This window comes from Serinicoccus sp. JS2-9 (genome assembly GCF_059025165.1).
Genome location: NZ_CM180091.1, coordinates 3,281,423 through 3,297,605, shown reverse-complemented (window position 1 = coordinate 3,297,605; position 16,183 = coordinate 3,281,423). Strand labels below are relative to the sequence as shown.

At 71.3% G+C, this 16,183-nt stretch carries 15 protein-coding genes; 11 read left to right on the top strand and 4 right to left on the bottom strand.

Annotated elements, in window-relative coordinates:
• Positions 1 to 53: 53 nt before the first annotated feature.
• From AC5PYY_RS15940 to AC5PYY_RS15930, 3 genes are all read right to left on the bottom strand, one after another.
• A complete protein-coding gene (locus AC5PYY_RS15940; protein WP_493897758.1) occupies positions 54 to 2,426 on the bottom strand; it encodes a hypothetical protein in 2,373 nt (790 codons plus the stop codon).
• Between the two features lie 238 nt (positions 2,427 to 2,664).
• Positions 2,665 to 3,888, bottom strand: coding sequence for a PucR family transcriptional regulator (locus AC5PYY_RS15935; RefSeq protein WP_493897757.1), 1,224 nt, complete (start codon positions 3,886 to 3,888; stop codon positions 2,665 to 2,667).
• Entirely contained in the window at positions 3,889 to 4,680 is a 792-nt protein-coding gene (locus AC5PYY_RS15930; RefSeq protein WP_493897756.1) for a PepSY domain-containing protein, read from the bottom strand.
• Between the two features lie 61 nt (positions 4,681 to 4,741).
• Here AC5PYY_RS15930 and AC5PYY_RS15925 point away from each other — a divergent pair, with 61 nt between their 5' ends.
• The 7 genes from AC5PYY_RS15925 to AC5PYY_RS15895 all read left to right on the top strand — a co-directional run bounded on the left by AC5PYY_RS15925 (position 4,742) and on the right by AC5PYY_RS15895 (position 12,230).
• Positions 4,742 to 5,140 carry a (deoxy)nucleoside triphosphate pyrophosphohydrolase gene (locus AC5PYY_RS15925; RefSeq protein ID WP_493897755.1) on the top strand — a complete coding sequence of 133 codons (399 nt, stop codon included), beginning with the start codon at positions 4,742 to 4,744 and terminating at the stop codon, positions 5,138 to 5,140.
• A 97-nt stretch (positions 5,141 to 5,237) separates the two neighbouring features.
• Entirely contained in the window at positions 5,238 to 7,142 is a 1,905-nt protein-coding gene (gene typA, locus AC5PYY_RS15920) for a translational GTPase TypA (protein ID WP_493897754.1), read from the top strand.
• A gap of 12 nt (positions 7,143 to 7,154) precedes the next feature.
• Positions 7,155 to 8,078: an N-acetyl-1-D-myo-inositol-2-amino-2-deoxy-alpha-D-glucopyranoside deacetylase gene (gene mshB, locus AC5PYY_RS15915; protein WP_493897753.1), complete on the top strand. Its 924-nt coding sequence runs from the start codon at positions 7,155 to 7,157 to the stop codon at positions 8,076 to 8,078.
• Positions 8,075 to 8,602, top strand: a complete 528-nt coding sequence (locus tag AC5PYY_RS15910; RefSeq protein WP_493897752.1) for a flavin reductase family protein — start codon at positions 8,075 to 8,077, stop codon at positions 8,600 to 8,602. The genes mshB and AC5PYY_RS15910 overlap by 4 nt, the downstream gene beginning before the upstream one ends.
• A gap of 60 nt (positions 8,603 to 8,662) precedes the next feature.
• Positions 8,663 to 10,468 carry a VanW family protein gene (locus AC5PYY_RS15905; protein WP_493897751.1) on the top strand — a complete coding sequence of 602 codons (1,806 nt, stop codon included), beginning with the start codon at positions 8,663 to 8,665 and terminating at the stop codon, positions 10,466 to 10,468.
• 89 nt (positions 10,469 to 10,557) lie between these two features.
• A complete protein-coding gene (gene fdxA, locus AC5PYY_RS15900) occupies positions 10,558 to 10,884 on the top strand; it encodes a ferredoxin (protein ID WP_139722094.1) in 327 nt (108 codons plus the stop codon).
• Positions 10,885 to 10,925: 41 nt separating this feature from the next.
• Complete coding sequence (locus AC5PYY_RS15895; RefSeq protein ID WP_493897750.1) at positions 10,926 to 12,230, top strand: citrate synthase; 1,305 nt, start codon at positions 10,926 to 10,928, stop codon at positions 12,228 to 12,230.
• Between the two features lie 5 nt (positions 12,231 to 12,235).
• On the opposite strand, the gene AC5PYY_RS15890 is transcribed toward AC5PYY_RS15895, so the two are convergent.
• Positions 12,236 to 13,081 carry a hypothetical protein gene (locus tag AC5PYY_RS15890; RefSeq protein WP_493897749.1) on the bottom strand — a complete coding sequence of 282 codons (846 nt, stop codon included), beginning with the start codon at positions 13,079 to 13,081 and terminating at the stop codon, positions 12,236 to 12,238.
• A gap of 55 nt (positions 13,082 to 13,136) precedes the next feature.
• On the opposite strand from AC5PYY_RS15890, the gene AC5PYY_RS15885 reads away from it, so the two are divergent.
• From AC5PYY_RS15885 to AC5PYY_RS15870, 4 genes are all read left to right on the top strand, one after another.
• Positions 13,137 to 13,883 carry an LOG family protein gene (locus AC5PYY_RS15885; RefSeq protein WP_493897748.1) on the top strand — a complete coding sequence of 249 codons (747 nt, stop codon included), beginning with the start codon at positions 13,137 to 13,139 and terminating at the stop codon, positions 13,881 to 13,883.
• Between the two features lie 81 nt (positions 13,884 to 13,964).
• Entirely contained in the window at positions 13,965 to 14,303 is a 339-nt protein-coding gene (locus tag AC5PYY_RS15880; RefSeq protein WP_493897747.1) for a DivIVA domain-containing protein, read from the top strand.
• Complete coding sequence (locus AC5PYY_RS15875; protein ID WP_493897746.1) at positions 14,287 to 14,922, top strand: DNA-3-methyladenine glycosylase I; 636 nt, start codon at positions 14,287 to 14,289, stop codon at positions 14,920 to 14,922. The genes AC5PYY_RS15880 and AC5PYY_RS15875 overlap by 17 nt, the downstream gene beginning before the upstream one ends.
• Positions 14,919 to 16,154: a hypothetical protein gene (locus AC5PYY_RS15870; protein ID WP_493897745.1), complete on the top strand. Its 1,236-nt coding sequence runs from the start codon at positions 14,919 to 14,921 to the stop codon at positions 16,152 to 16,154. The genes AC5PYY_RS15875 and AC5PYY_RS15870 overlap by 4 nt, the downstream gene beginning before the upstream one ends.
• Positions 16,155 to 16,183: the final 29 nt, after the last annotated feature.

The following is a 16,183-nucleotide window of genomic DNA, read 5'->3' as shown; positions in this document are numbered from 1 at the left end:
GAGGGGGTAGGGCGTCGGGGCGAGAGGTGTGCTCCCGCCCCGACGCCGGAGGGTCACCCGCGGCGGGCGAGGGCGATGGCGTCGAGGAGCTGCTGGCGCAGGGCGTCGTCGTCGACGTGGCGCAGGGCCTGGTCCATCCGGTCCAGGGCGCCCTGAGCCTGCTGGTCGCGACCGGCGGCCACGTGCTTCTCGAACTGCTGCAGGAAGTTGGCGAAGCGCTGCTTGATGCTGTTGCGCTCGTCGCTGTCCTGCAGGGCCTGGACCGTGTCCGCCACGTTCTGCGCCACGAGGTCGTAGACGTCCAGCGTGAGGGTCTGGGTCGCAGCGGGATCGCTCTCGCTGGTCACCGTGACGGTGAGGGTGCCGTCACCGCCACCGGCGTGGGCCAGGTGGAGGGGGAGGTCGACGGTCGCGCCCGCGCTGGCCGCGATGAGCTCATAGGGCTGGGTGAGGCTCCAGCCCGCACCCGCGAGCGTGGCCTCGACCCGGTAGACGTCGGAGTCATGGACGCCGTCGCCCGCCTCGCCGGTGTTGGTGACAGGGATGGTCAGCGAGGCCGTCGTGCCTGCCTCGGCGGCGTCGATCCCCGCGTCGCCGAGCGCGACACCGCGCGCCTGGGTCCCGTCCCCGTCGAGCGAACGGACCGCGACGTCGTAGCTGACGACGCCGTTCTCGTCCTCGAGCCGTTCGAGGACGTAGAACTGCACACCGTTCTCCTCGTCGACCCATTCGTCCTCCGACCCCGAGCGGGTGCCCGCCCGGAAGAGGGCGTCGTTGAGCTGACGGGGGTCGCCCAGGGAGACCATCTGCTCGGTGCCGTCCGGGCGGACGAAGTCGACCCAGCCGATGTCCTCGGGGTTGGCGTCGATGAGCCAGAGGAAGGGCGCGTAGTCCTGCGGCTTCGTCTGCGCGAGCATGACGCCGGAGCTCGGCACGAAGGAGTCGGCGCCGATCTGCCCGATCGCCTCCAGCGTGTAGCTCGGATAGTTGACGATTGCTGCCGCGCCGGGGTTGGTCTCGAAGGCTCGGTAGTACGGCGCGATGTCGCACAGGTAGGCCAGGTCGCCGACGTAGCCGTCCTCGGCGCAGGTCCGCTGGTCGCCGTCGGAGAGCGTGATGTTCATGCCGCTAAGCAGGTCGGGCCGGTTGAGCGAGCGGGCGGTGAGCGTGGCCCTCGCCAGACCGTTGGCCGTGAGCTCGTCGGTCGTCACGTCGACGACCTGCTGCTCCTCGACGAGGTCCAGCTTGAGTTTGTTGCGCAGCGACAGGGGCGCGGCGAGCGAGCCACCACCGGCGTTGGGGATCTGCCACCGGTTGTGGGTGCCGCCGGGGCCGTTGAAGGCGCCGCGGCTGAGCAGGTCCCAGTGGCCGCTGTAACTGCGGATCGCGTTGGTGCCGGTGCCGAACGGGTTGCTGTAGTTGTCGCCGATGCCGAGCAGGTGCACCAGCTCGTGCTGGAAGATCGCCTGGCCGCTGGACTCCGCCTGGGTGCTGTTGCCGATGATCGGGTGCCGCGGGCTGGCGTTGGGCCAGTGCATGGAGGCGGCCTTCCAGCTGGTCCACTCGACGTAGCGCGTCGGCGCCCAGTTGGGGATCTCGTTGCCCGCGTCGTTGAGGACCGGTCCGTCCTCCGCTCCGGGCGGGCCGAACTCGGCGGGGACGTCCTCCTTGGACGTCCACTTCATCTCGCCGAACTCCTGCCAGGTGCCGGACTCGTCGTTGCCCGCGGTGACGAAGAAGAGCACGTCGAAGTCCTCCGCGACCGCCTCTCCCTGGTCGGCGAACCATGCCGCGAATCCGTCCGTGCGGATGTCCTTGCTGCAGTCGTCGCCCGCGGGGCAGACCGAGTCAGGCCCCGAGGTCGGGGCGTAGCCGCGCAGCCCGTACTCGTGCAGCTTGCCCGGGAGCTGGTAGACGCCGAAACCCTCGACGTCCACGGAGTACTTCCCGCCCGAGTTCTCCATCCAGTACTCGGTGAGCGTCCGTCCGTTGTTGAACTCGTTAGGGGTGTTGAGGTAGTCGGCGAACCACTGCGCGGCGTCCTCGCGCGCCACGGGCTCCCAGCCCTCCTGCGGGTTGCCGAAGACGTGCGCGCCGGCCTCCTGAGTCAGCAGCATCGGCTGGTCCTCGAAGTCGACCATGACGACCGCGGCACGGAACTCGTCCACGGAGCCGGAGACCGAGCCGTCGGTCCAGCCGGCCGGGGTGCCCGGGACCGCGGTGTAGTCCGCCCAGGTCGTGTCCTCGGCGCGCTCCCAGTCGGCAGGGTCGACAGGATCATGGACCGAGGCGTCCTCGGGCGCGGCGACGGTTGTCGACGCCATCCCGACAGCGCCGGTCAGGGTCACCGCCGCGGCGCTGGCGGCGGCGATCGCGAGCCGCAGGGAACGGGGACGGTGCGAGGGGGCCGATGGCAGCTTCGTCATTGAATCTCCCGGGTGAGGGTGGAGCACGCGGGCTTGAGCCGAGCCCTGCGACCGCCGACGTCGTATCGGTTGGCTCCGGACCGTAACAACGGCCCTGACGCGGTTACCTCGCAGTAACTGCCGTGCTCCCCAGCGCGCTCTCAGGCGACGCGTCACATGACGGCCTCTCGCGCCAAATGTGTCGACACTTGTCGCGCTTGCCGCAGCGTGCGGTGGAGATCCACGGGACGGGGTCGGCTCAGGAGGAGCGCCGGGGGACCTGCTGTTCGAAGCGCGCCGCCTTGAGGGCCAGGTGGGTCAGGGTCCGATCCTCGCCGACCTGTAGATCGACCCCGGCACGCTCGGCGAAGCGCTGCAGCCGTTGGTACAGAGTGGTCCGGTGGAGGACCAGCGCCCGTGCCGACTCCTGTCCGTGTCCGGCCAGGTCCAAGTAGGTCTCGACCGTGAGGGCGAGGTGGTGCAGGTCCGGATCGGCGACCATGGAGCCGAGTCGGGCGACCAGGTCACCGACTGGTCCGCCGACGCCGCGGGCGATGTCGGCCGCCTGTCGCTGCAGCCCGGTGCGGGGCCAGTCGACGACGGGACCGAGCTCGGGCCACAGCCAGGCGCAGCGGGCGGCGTCCCGGGCAGATCGGGCCGCCCGGGGGAGATGGTCGAGGTCATCGACCGGGTCGCCCAGCCCGGCCACGACGCCCGCCGCCGACCCCACGAGTGCCTCCCGCACCCGGGTCGCGCCGTCTGACCCTGGTTGCTGGACGTAGACCAGGACGGCGCCGTCGTCGAGGAGTGCTCCCACGGGGGCGGGTCCGGGAGCGGACTCGAGAATCCGGGTGAGGGCGACCCGCAGCGCGGTCGCGGAGGGAGGGTCGGCGCGCAGGGCCAGCACCCGGAACGACCCTCCGTGCTCCAGCCGCACGCCGCGCAGGTGCTCGATCTCCGGCTCGTCCGGCGGGGAACCGGCCAGGAGCGCCCGCATGACCGTGGCGGGAACCAGTCGGGCGATCCCACCGCCGCGCCACAGCAGCTCGGTCAGGGTCAACGACGCCTGCCATGCGCGCTCCAGCTCGAAGAGGGACATGTCCATGTCCTCGTCGATGAACCACAGATAGCCCACGACCGCACTCCCCAGGCGGAGCGGGAGACAGACCCGGGGGAGCATGCCGAGCTGGGGGTTGGCGGGCACCCGCAGCGGTCCGGTGGCTCGAGGCAGGCCCACCTCGCTCAGCCAGGCGATGACGGCAGGATCGGCCCTGCGCCGCAAGATGGTGGCCTGCCGCACCGCGTCACCGGGTTGCTCGTGGCGGCTGTAGGCCACGACCGCATGGTGGATGTCCTCCACCAGGGCCGGCGCGCCCACCAGAGCCGCGACGTCGTCGAGCAACGTGGTCGCCGCGCCCAGGTCGGCGGACGGTTGCGGCAGGTGCGCCGGACCGATGTCGTTGCCGAGGTCGCGGTCGCTCACTCAGCCGTTGCCCCCGCCGACCGTCACCTCACCGGTGACCACGTCGACGGTGGCTCGTGCCGCCGTCCCGCCGTCGATCTCGACCTGCCACCGAGGTCCGGCAGTACCGGCCTCGACCTGCGCGCTCCGGACGTCCCCGCCGACCTCAGCCAGGGCGAGCTCCACCGCCGCTCTCAGCCCGAGCGTCGTGTCCTGCTCGAGGGCGCTCCGGGTGAGCGCATCGACCTCGATCGGCACGCGGTCCAGCACGACTCCGTCCTCGCTGACGGTCAGTCGCTCCGCGCCCGTCGCCACGGCGACGGCCACCAGCCACTGATCGCCGGTGCGCTCCAGCGTGGCGGCAGGGCCACCCACGTAGTCCTCGGCCACCGTCACGGCCACCAGCGCGCTGTCGCTCGGGTCGCTCAACGGCTCGGCTCCCGGTATGCCGCCCGGGACTCCTGGCCGGCGGGTCGGCTGCTGGCTCGCGGGCCCCGAGGGCGGAGCCTCGCCCGGGCCTGCGTCCGTCGCCGACTCCTCGCTCTCCGACTCCTGGCCGCGGGCCCGCTCGGACTCCTCGCTCTCGGCGTCGGTGCGAGTCGGTGCCGCAGCAGCGGTGGTCGGCCCGGTGTCGGGTGAGGTCGGGGCCACGGGCGACGAGGCCGACGCATCATCGGCGGGGCTGGTGATGGCGACTTCGGTCGTGCTGGCCGTGCTCGTCGCGCTGTCGTCGCCGGACCCCCCGCAGGCGGCGAGCGGCAGCAGGACGGCCGCTGCCGACCATCGGGTCAGGGTGCGGACCGGCGGGGGCATGGGCCTACTATGCCGGACGAGACCGACCGGTTCTGCCGCGAGAGGGGGGTGTCCTGTGCCCGTGGTGGCAGCCGTCGCGCTGGTCGACGACCTCCGACGCCCGACCCGGGTGCTGGCCGCCCGCCGGAGCGCACCGCCGCAACTCGCTGGGGGGTGGGAGTTCCCGGGTGGGAAGGTCGAGGACGGGGAGGATCCCGCCGACGCCGCCGTGCGTGAGGCCCATGAGGAGCTGGGGGTCCGGGTCCGGCTCGGGCGGCCCCTCGGTCGCGACTGGGCGTTGAGCCATCCGTGGGTCATGCGGCTGTGGTGGGCCGTCGCCCTCCCGGGGGAGCCGGACCCCGAGCCCCTGGAGGACCACGACCAGCTGCGGTGGCTGACCCACGCAGAGCTGCACCAGGTCGCCTGGCTCGAGCACGACCGCCCGATCGTCGAGCACCTCTCGGCGCTGCTGCATCCCTGAGTCAGGGCTGTCGCCGGGAAGGGCGGGCGCCCGCCAGCCACCCGGCGCCCCAAGGTTGCCCCAGGGTCCATCGGCTCCGGGTGAGACACTGCTGCCCATGCCCCTCATGGAGACGTCGTCCGGCGTGCGCGCAGATATCAGGAACGTCGCCATCGTGGCGCACGTCGACCACGGCAAGACCACCCTGGTCGACGCCATGCTGACCCAGGGCGGGGCTTTCGCCGCGCATCGCTCCGACGAAGGCGTGGACCGGGTCATGGACTCCGGCGACCTGGAGCGGGAGAAGGGCATCACGATCCTGGCCAAGAACACGGCCATCCGCTACACCGGCGCGTCCGCCCCTGAGGGCGGCATGACCATCAACATCATCGACACCCCGGGCCACGCCGACTTCGGGGGCGAGGTGGAGCGCGGGCTGTCCATGGTCGACGGCGTCGTCCTGCTGGTGGACGCCTCGGAGGGACCGCTGCCACAGACCCGATTCGTCCTGCGCAAGGCCCTCGCCGCACACCTGCCCGTCGTGCTGTGCATCAACAAGGTGGACCGCCCGGACAGCCGCATCGGCGAGGTCGTCGACGAGGTCTATGCCCTCTTCATGGACCTGCTCGACGAGCACGACCCGGAGCAGGTGGAGCAGGCCCTGGACTTTCCCGTCGTCTACGCCTCCGCCAAGGCCGGCCGCGCCAGCCTGGAGGCGCCGGCCGACGGCGGGCTGCCGGACAGTCCCGATCTCGAGCCGCTCTTCGCGACCATCCTCGAGACCATCCCCGCTCCCACCTTCACCCCGGGCGCACCGCTGCAGGCCCACGTCACCAACCTCGACTCGAGCCCGTTCCTGGGTCGCCTCGCGCTGTGCCGCGTCCACGAGGGCGAGATCCGCAAGGGCCAGCAGGTCGCATGGTGTCGCCGGGACGGCTCGGTCACCCCGGTCAAGATCACCGAGCTTCTGCTCACCGAGGCGCTGGAGCGTCAGCCCGCCGAGGAGGCCGGCCCCGGCGACATCATCGCCATCGCCGGCATCCCCGACATCACGATCGGCGAGACGCTGGCCGACCCGTCGGACCCGGTGCCCCTGCCGCTCATCACGGTCGACGAGCCGGCGATCTCGATGACGATCGGCACCAACACCAGTCCGCTGGCGGGACGGGTGAAGGGTGCCAAGGTGACCGCCCGTCTGGTCAAGGACCGCCTCGACAAGGAGCTCGTCGGCAACGTGTCGCTGCGCGTGCTCGCCACCGAGCGGCCCGACGCCTGGGAGGTCCAGGGCCGTGGCGAGCTCGCGCTGGCCATCCTCGTCGAGCAGATGCGCCGCGAGGGCTACGAGCTCACGGTCGGGAAGCCTCAGGTCGTCACAAGGGAGATCGACGGCTCGCTGCATGAGCCGGTGGAGCGACTGACCATCGACACCCCCGAGGAGCACCTCGGCACCCTCACCCAGCTCATGGCCGCCCGCAAGGGACGCATGGAGCAGATGACCAACCACGGCACCGGTTGGATCCGGATGGAGTATGTCGTCCCCTCCCGCGGTCTGATCGGCTTCCGCACGGAGTTCCTCACCGAGACGCGCGGCACGGGGATCGCGCACCACGTGTTCGACGGCTACGCGCCCTGGTTCGGGGAGATCCGGACCCGCCAGTCCGGGTCGCTGGTCTCGGACCGCGCGGGCGCCGCGACGAGCTATGCGATGTTCAACCTCCAGGAGCGCGGCACCCTCTTCGTGCCCCCGACGACCGAGGTCTACGAGGGCATGATCATCGGCGAGAACTCCCGCGCCGACGACATGGACGTCAACATCACCAAGGAGAAGAAGCTCACCAACGTGCGCTCGGCCGGTGCCGAGGTGCTCGAGCGGCTGGTGCCGCCTCGGGTGCTCTCGCTGGAGCAGAGCCTCGAGTTCTGCCGTGAGGACGAGTGCGTCGAGGTGACGCCGGAGGCGATCCGGGTGCGCAAGGTGATCCTCGATGCCAACCAGCGCGCCAAGGCGGCCCGGGGGAGGGGCTGACGCGACGTGGTTGTGGCTCACCTCGACGCCCTCCCCGATCTGCGTGACGGCATACCGGACGACCGCCCGATGCGGCTGGTGGCGGTGCACGCGCACCCGGACGACGAGTCGCTCGCGACGGGGCTGGCCCTGTCCCACCATGCCGCCGCCGGCGACGAGGTGCACGTGGTGACCTGCACCCTGGGGGAAGAGGGCGAGGTCATCACGCCCGAGCTCGCCCACCTGGAGGGCGACGACGCCCTCGGGGAGCACCGCCACGGTGAGCTCTCGGCCGCCATGGCGGCGCTCGGGGTGCATCACCACTACCTCGGCGGATCGCGGCCACGCTGGCGGGACAGCGGCATGGCGGGCTCGCCGGCGGCGGTCCATCCGCGCGCTTTCGTGGGGGCCGACGTGGAGGAGGCCGCGACCCTCCTGGCGGGCACCCTGGCACCGCTCACGCCCGACGTGGTCATCACCTACGACCCGTGGGGAGGCTACGGCCACCCCGACCACATCCAGACCCACCGCGTCACGGCGCGGGCCGTCGAACTGCTGGGCAAGCCCGCCGGGCCGGAGGGGTCGACCGCGCCGCAGCTCTACATCGCCCTCACACCTCGGACCTGGGCCGAGCAGGACCGGCGTTGGCTCGCGACCCACGTCGCTCGGGGCACCCGTAGTCCCGCGGGTGGCGAGGCCGTCGTGCCCGCGCCGGAGGACGAGTTCGCGCCCAGCGTCGTGCCCGACTCCCTGGTCAGTCATGCCGTCGTCGACGCCGCGGCGGTGCCGGGCCAGGAGGCTGCGGTGCGGGAGCACCCCACCCAGGTCACCCTCCACGACGGCTGGTTCACCCTGTCCAACGACATCGCGGCTCGGCTGCCCGGCCGTGAGGGCTTCGCCCGCTGGCCGAGCGCCCGCGCGGAGCTGGCACGCGTGCAGGGGGTGCCGAGCCTGTGACCGGACCTCAGGAGCCGACCGGAGAGAGCCGGACCGCCGCCGTGGATCCGGCGGAGTACCGGCAGGCCATGGGTCGCTTCGCGACAGGGGTCGCGGTCGTGACCGCCTCGTTGCGGGGGCACGACGTCGCGCTGACCGTCGACTCGCTCACGAGCATCTCCCTGGACCCGGTGCTGCTGCTCGTCAGCCTCCATCCGGAGGCGCGGGTGCTGGAAGCGGTGCACGGCGGCTCCGACTTCGGGGTCAGTGTGCTCACCTCGACGCAGCGCGGGGTCGCGGAGTGGTTGGGGGAGCCCGGTCGTCCGCTCCACCACCAGCTCGCGGGGGTGGCGCACCACCGCGGCGAGGTGACCGGGTCGGCCCTGGTGGACGACGCGCTGGCCACCTTCGAGTGCCGCACCTTCGCGGTGCACGAGGCCGGCGACCACAGTTTGGTCCTGGGAGAGGTCGTAGGCCTGGTGGCGCGTCCGACCGATCAGGCCGCCCTCGTGCACTACCGTGGTCGGATGGGGCAGGTGCGCTGACGCAGGGGCGCGCCGCACCTCACCGTTGACCCACGAGGACGATCGAAAGGACCTGAGGCGATGAGTGACGCCGCTGACGGACCCACGCTGCGCGAGGAGTCCGACGGTCGCGGGTGGGTGCCGGTGCTGCTGCGCCTGGGCGTGGCCGTCCTGGTCCTCGGGGGGATCTACACCGCGGTGGCCGTCTACTTCCAGGACCGGCCGCCCGCGGGAGTCAGCGTCGCCGGCGTCGAGATCGGCTCCCTCACGGAGGCCGAGGCGCGCGTGGAGCTCGAGGAGGAGTTCGCCGACCGGACCTCGGATCCGCTCACGGTCGAGCTGCTCCCCGAGGACGCCGAGGGTGAGCCCGAGCAGGTGACGCTGGCGCCCGAGGAGGCCGGGCTGAGCCTCGACCTGGACGCGACGCTCGACGGGGTCTCCGGGCTGAGCTTCAACCCGGCCCGGCTCTGGGCTCACGTCGTCGGCAGCGAGCGCGACCTGCCGCTCGTCGGCGCGGTCGACCGGGAGCAGCTGGAGGGCGCGCTGGACGCCCAGGCGGCGGACTACGACACCGACCCGGTCGAGGGTGAGGTGTCGCTCGGCGACGACGGCGTCGAGGTCGTCGACGCCGCCGACGGGCAGATCCTCCAGGTGGCCGAGACGGCGGATGCCGTCGCGCAGGCCTGGGTCGATCAGGTGTGGGACGAGCAGGAGGAGGGGCCCGAGGGTGCTGAGCGGGTGGTGGCCGGGGTCGCCACCGCCGTCCCGCCCGAGCTGACCGAGGAGGAGGTCGAGCGGTTCACCGAGGACGAGCTGGACCCAGCGCTCGCCGATCCCGTCCTGGTGGAGGCCAGCCGCGGAGAAGGCGACAACGAGGAGACCGCGACGGCCGAGCTCGGCGAGCGGGACCTCCTGGACCTGCTCTCGATCCGTCAGGACGGGGGGACGCTCAGCCTGGAGCTCGACGACGAGGCCACCATCGCGCGGATCCGCCAGGATCTCGGCCAGCTGGAGCGCGGCCCGCGCGACGCCACCGTCGAGCTGGACGGCTCCGAGGTCGAGGTGGTCTCGGCGCGGGTCGGGTATGCCTTGACCGAGGACGGCGTCGTCGACGCCGTCCGGGAGGCGCTCGCGGCCTCCGGCGACGACCGCACGGTGAGGGCCGAGGTCGAGCGGGTGGAGCCGCAGATCCCGACGTCGGCCTCGGACGACTGGAGCTTCTCGGAGATGGCCTCCTTCGTGTCCGCCTTCCCGACCGGGGCCACCAACGAGGCCCGCACCGCCAACCTGCGCGCCGGGGTGAGCAACGTCAACGGCACCGTCGTCATGCCGGGCGAGCAGTTCAGCCTGGCGTCCGCCCTCGGGGAGGTCAGCACCGCAGGCGGGTATGTCGAGGCGCCGATCATCCAGGACGGTCGTCTGATCATGGGGGTCGGTGGCGGTCTGTCCCAGATCTCGACGGTCGTCTTCAACACCAGCTGGTTCTCCGGGGTCCAGCTCGATGCGCATACGCCGCACTCGTTCTATATCGCCCGGTACCCCGCGGGCCGCGAGGCCACCATCGCCATCCCCGTGCTGGACAACCTGTGGACCAACGACACGGACACCCCCGTCGTGGTCCGCACCTGGATCACCGGCAACGAGATCCACATGGTCTACCTGGGCGACCGGCAGTACACCGTCGACACGATCGACGGCGCGCGACGGGACGTGACGACCGGGGAGACGCGCTACGACGACAGCCCCGACTGCGTGCCCCAGAACCCGGCCGAAGGATTCACGATCAGCAACACGCGCATCCTGCGCAGCGGTGACGACGAGGTGGGCAGGAACGAGTTCACGACGGTCTACCAGGCGGCCGACGAGATCATCTGCACCTCGTCCTGAGGCGGCGGCCCGGGGAGCCGGGTCGGTGCGGCGCCCCGGAGTCGCACCCCGTGACCCCGCGACGGCTCCTGACGCCTTAGTCTGTGCTCATGACGTATGTGATCGCCCAGCCCTGCGTGGACCTGAAGGACAAGGCCTGCATCGAGGAGTGCCCGGTCGACTGCATCTACGAGGGGGAGCGCTCGCTCTACATCCACCCTGACGAGTGCGTCGACTGCGGTGCCTGCGAGCCGGTCTGTCCGGTCGAGGCGATCTACTACGAGGACGACGTGCCGGAGGAGTGGGCGGACTACTACAAGGCCAACGTCGAGTTCTTCGATGACCTCGGCAGTCCGGGAGGTGCGGCCAAGATGGGCGTGATCGCCAAGGATCACCCCGTCATCGCGGTGCTGCCGCCCCAGTCCCACGACGAGTGACCGACCCGGCCCCATTGGCCCACCCCGACCTGGAGGACCAGATGAGCGACACCATCACCAGCCACGACGACGCCACCCTGACGCATGGCGAGCACGAGCTGAACCTACCCGTCGTGCCGGCTGTCGAGGGCAACAACGGTCTCGACATCAGCGCACTGCTCAAGACGACGGGCGACGTCACCCTCGACGTGGGGTTCGTCAACACCGCCTCGTGCCAGTCCGACATCACCTATATCGACGGCGGCGAGGGGATCCTGCGCTACCGCGGATACCCCATCGACCAGCTCGCGCAGCACTCGACCTTTCTCGAGACCAGCTTCCTGCTCATCTACGGCCACCTGCCGAGCGCCGACGAGCTGGAGTCCTTCGACCAGCGGTTGCGCCGCCACACCCTCCTCGTCGAGGACATGAAGAACTTTTTCGACGGATTCCCCCGGGACGCACACCCGATGTCGGTGCTCTCTTCCGGCGTCTCGGCGATGGGCACCTTCTACCAGGACAGCCTCGACCCGCACGACGCCGAGGCCGTGGAGATCTCCACGATCCGGCTCATGGCCAAGCTGCCCACCATCGCGGCCTACGCCTTCCGCAAGAGCCAGGGCCAGTCGGTGCTCTACCCCAACAACGACTACAACCTGGTCGAGAACTTCCTGTGGATGACCTTCGGGCAGCCGACGGAGAAGTACGAGCTCGACCCCGTGGTCGCCAAGGCCCTGGACCAGCTCTTCATCCTGCACGCCGACCACGAGCAGAACTGCTCGACCTCCACCGTCCGCCTGGTCGGGTCGTCCGAGGCCAACCTGTTCAACTCCATCTCGGCCGGGATCCACGCCCTCTCGGGGCCGCTCCACGGCGGGGCGAACTCCGCGGTGCTGGCGATGCTCGAGCAGATCAAGGATGAGGGGGGTGACGTCGCCGAGTTCGTCCGCAAGGTGAAGAACAAGGAGGACGGCGTCAAGCTCATGGGCTTCGGGCACCGGGTCTACAAGAACTACGACCCACGCGCGGCCATCGTCAAGGACACCGCTCACGAGATGCTCGCGAAGGCCGGCAGCAACGAGCTGCTCGACCTGGCCATGGAGCTGGAGCAGCGGGCCCTCGAGGACGACTACTTCGTCGAGCGCAAGCTCTACCCCAACGTCGACTTCTACACCGGTCTGATCTACGAGTCGATGGGCTTCCCGACCGACATGTTCACCGTGCTCTTCGCGATCGGACGGCTGCCCGGCTGGATCGCGCAGTACCGCGAGATGATCAACGACCCGGCGACCAAGATCGGCCGCCCGCGCCAGATCTACACCGGCGAGCCGGAGCGCGACTACGTCCCCGTGGACCAGCGGGGCTGACCCGGTCAGGCCACCTCGATGACGACGGCGGTCGGCGACGGAGTCGCCGCCCCGTCGTCATCGTCGTGCGGGGCGAAGTGTCCGCGGTCACGGGTCCATTCCTGACCGTCGACGAGCACCCGCACCACCTGCTCGGCCTCGGCGTGGCTCACCGCCCAGGTGGCGGCGGACCAGGCGCGTGCGCTGCCCGTGGTCTCGACGGTCAGCGACCGGCCTGACGCCGACCCCGTCACGCCCAGCTGGGTCTCGGCCTTGGCCGCCAACTCGGCCACCGAGCCCGGGCCCTCCACGTCGGGCAGCCGGCAGGTCAGATCGGTCCCGGACCCTTCCTGACCGGTAAGGATCGAGGCCAGCACCCGCCCCTCCCACTCGTGGTCGGCATACGCGTCCGGGAAGGCGCTGCGCTGGACCTCCTGCGCCACCTCGGTCACCACCCCCGAGTCCCACCCCTCGACCTGGACCAGGACGTCGTAGAAGGCGTGGCTCGCGTAGACCGGATCGGTGACCTGCTCGACCGTTCCCCACCCCTGACTGGGTCGCTGCTGGAAGAGGCCCTGGCTGTCGGCGTCGCCGTAGCGTAGGTTGCGCAGCTTGCTCTCCTGGATGGCGGTCGCCAGAGCGATCGTGGCGGCGCGAGGGCTCAGCCCCCGGTCGACCGAGATGCCGGCGATGGTCGCCGCGTTGGCGGCCTGCTCGGGGGTCAGCCGCACCTCCTGATCAGCCGCGGCGAAGACGCAGGCGGAGGGACGGACCTCGTCGACGACCCAGCGGGCGCCGACGGCGGCGCCGACCGCGGTCAGACCCACCGCGAGGGCGACGACGAGCAGGCGGGTGGGACGGGTCGCGGGCACCCCACCAGTCTAGGAGCCCTCACCGCCGACCTCGGGCAGCCGCTGTCGTAGGGTCGTGCCTGTGACCCGCCGCGACTACCACAAGGGCCCGGTGACCCTCCGCGGGACGCAGGTGCCCCGGACGACGACCGACCAGCGGCTGCTCGACGCCCAGGGCCCGGGCGACTGGGTCCACTCGGACCCGTGGCGCGTCATGCGCATCCAGGCGGAGTTCGTCGAGGGCTTCGGCGCCCTGGCCGAGCTGGGGCCGGCGGTCGCGGTCTTCGGATCGGCCCGGACCGCGCCGGATCACCCGTACTACGCGAAGGCGGTCGAGCTGGGCGGCGCGCTCGTCCGCGCGGGATATGCCGTGATCACCGGCGGAGGACCGGGTGCCATGGAGGCGGCCAACCGCGGTGCGTCCCTGGCGGGTGGCACCTCGGTCGGCCTGGGCATCGAGCTGCCCTTCGAGACCGGGTTGAACGACCACGTGGATCTCGGCATCAACTTCCGTTACTTCTTCGTGCGCAAGACCATGTTCGTGAAGTACTCCGCGGGCTTCGTCGTGCTCCCGGGCGGCGTGGGGACCCTCGACGAGCTCTTCGAGGCGGTGACCCTCATCCAGACCGGCAAGATCACGAACTTCCCGATCGTGCTGCTGGGCCGCGACTACTGGGCCCCGCTGCTGTCCTGGCTGCGGGACACGCTGCTGGCCCAGGGGATGATCTCTGCCGGAGACCTGGAGCTGATGCGGGTGACCGACGACGTCGAGGAGGCGGTGTCCTGGGTGGCCCGGCCGCAGCCGGCGTCCGGCTCGAGCTGAGCGCCAGGACCACCCCCGGGTGCGGGCCGGCCGGGCGGGGCGACTTCGGCACCGTGGGGCGCGCATGTCATCATCTGTGCCGTGATCATCGTGGCGGTCGTCGTGGGGGTGCTCGTCCTGGGTGCCGTGCTGGCCTGGGCCGTGAGCCGGGCCGACGTCCCGGGGACACCGGAGGCGGTGGCGACGCGGTCGTCGCAGGGGTTGGCGTCGGGACCACTCGGTCCGTCGGACGTGCGCGCGCTGCGCTTCAACCAGTCGCTGCGCGGCTACGACATGCAGCAGGTCGACGAGGCACTCGCCCGCCTGACGGAGGAGCTCGCGGCGCGGGACGCCGAGATCGTCCGGCTGCGGTCGGGTGCACCCAGGATCCCGTCGACCGTGACACGCACCGAGGGGGACGAGCATGAGCACCGGGACTGAGTCGGACCTGCGGGTCGGGCAGGACGGGGTCTCGCGCTGCGGCTGGCCGGGCATCCATCACGCGGACTACCGTGACTATCACGACCGTGAGTGGGGCAAGCCCGTGCACGGCGAGACCGCCCTGCTCGAGCGCATCTGTTTGGAAGGCTTCCAGAGCGGGCTGTCGTGGTTGGTCATCCTGCGCAAGCGTTCCGGCTTCCGCCAGGCCTTCGCCGGGTTCTCCGCCGACGTCGTCGCCCGCTTCGGCGAGTCGGATGTCGACCGGCTGCTGGCCGACGAGTCCATCGTGCGCAACCGCCGCAAGATCGAGGCCACGATCCAGAACGCCCGGGCGACCGTGGCGCTGCGCGACCAGGGGGGCCTGGAGGAGCTGCTCTGGACCCACGCTCCTGAGCCCAGTCCCCGGCCCCGCAGCTTCGCCGACGTCCCCACGCAGACGGCGGAGTCCGAGTTGCTGTCCACCCGCCTGCGGAAGGCAGGGTTCGCGCAGGTGGGGCCCACGACGATGTATGCCGCCATGCAGGCGTGCGGTCTCGTGGACGACCACCTGGCCGGGTGCTTCCGCGCCGGTGCCTCCCGCTCCGGCGCGCGGGTGACGGGGATGCGCGCGACCTCATGACCGCGGTCGCCGGGCGCACCGCTGCGGTGCGCCGCGTGCTCGACGTGCGCTTGGTGGTCGTCGTCGTGCTCCTGTGGACGCTCCTGCGAGGCATCAGCGCGGTGCTCCTGTGGGTGCTGGCCGAGCAGCACCAGGACCCGTCCGTCTACGACGCCCCGGACGTCCCCCGCTACTTCCAGTTCGCCACCCTGTGGGACGGGCAGTGGTACGAACGCATCGCGACCGAGGGCTACCCCGAGCGCCTGCCCACGGGTGGCGATGGCCAGGTCCGCCAGAACGAGTGGGCCTTCTATCCCGCCTTCCCGCTCCTGGCGCGAGGCGTGATGGCGCTGACCGGGTGGCCCTTCGCCGTGGCCGGGCCGGTCGTCGCGACCGTGCTGGGGTATGCCGCGGCCGTCGTCGTCGCCGGTCTGCTGCGGGAGCGGGTCGGCACCGCCGGTGCTCTCGCCGGTGTCACGCTGCTGGGTGCCTACCCGAGTGCGCCGACGTTCCAGGTCGCCTACACCGAGTCGCTGGCGCTGCTCCTGCTCGCGACGGTGCTCTGGCTGCTGGTCCGGGAGCGGTGGTGGGCCGCAGGGCTGGTCGCACTCCTCACGGGGCTGGCGCGACCGGTCGCGCTGCCCCTCGGCCTGGTCGCGCTCGTCGTGGTAGTCGCGCGGTGGCGGGCGCGCGGGGAGCACCCCCTCACCCCCCGCGAAGGCGTCGGCATGCTAGCCGCCCTTGCGGGCTGCGGCGCCGCTGGACTCATCTGGCCGGCCATCGCCTGGTCCGGCACCGGTGTGCCGGACGCCTACACGGTCACCATGTCGGCCTGGCGCGCGGGCGAAGAGGTCATGCCCTTCCTGCCGAGCATCGAGCGGGCCCAGCTGCTCTGGGGAGATCTGGGAGGGCTGTTGGTGCTGGTGGGCGGCCTCGGCCTGCTGGTCCTCGCGGTGCTGGGACCCTGGGCCGCAGGTCTCGGCCTGGCCCTGCGGACCTGGTGCCTGGGCTACGCCCTCTACCTCTTCGCGGCGCTGGACCCGTGGACCAGCCTCTACCGCTACCTCATGCTCCTCTTCCCGATCTTCGTCGTGCTCGCGGGGACGGGCTGGTCGGCGCCCGACCACTCTCGGCAGCCACGCTGGCTGCTGGTGACCCGCACGACGGTCCTCGCCCTGCTCATGATGGCCTGGCAGGTCTGGTGGGGGTGGTATCTCTTCCGGTTCGTCCCGCCCAGCGACTACCCGCCGTGACCGGGCCGGAGCGAGAAGACGGTGCGGGC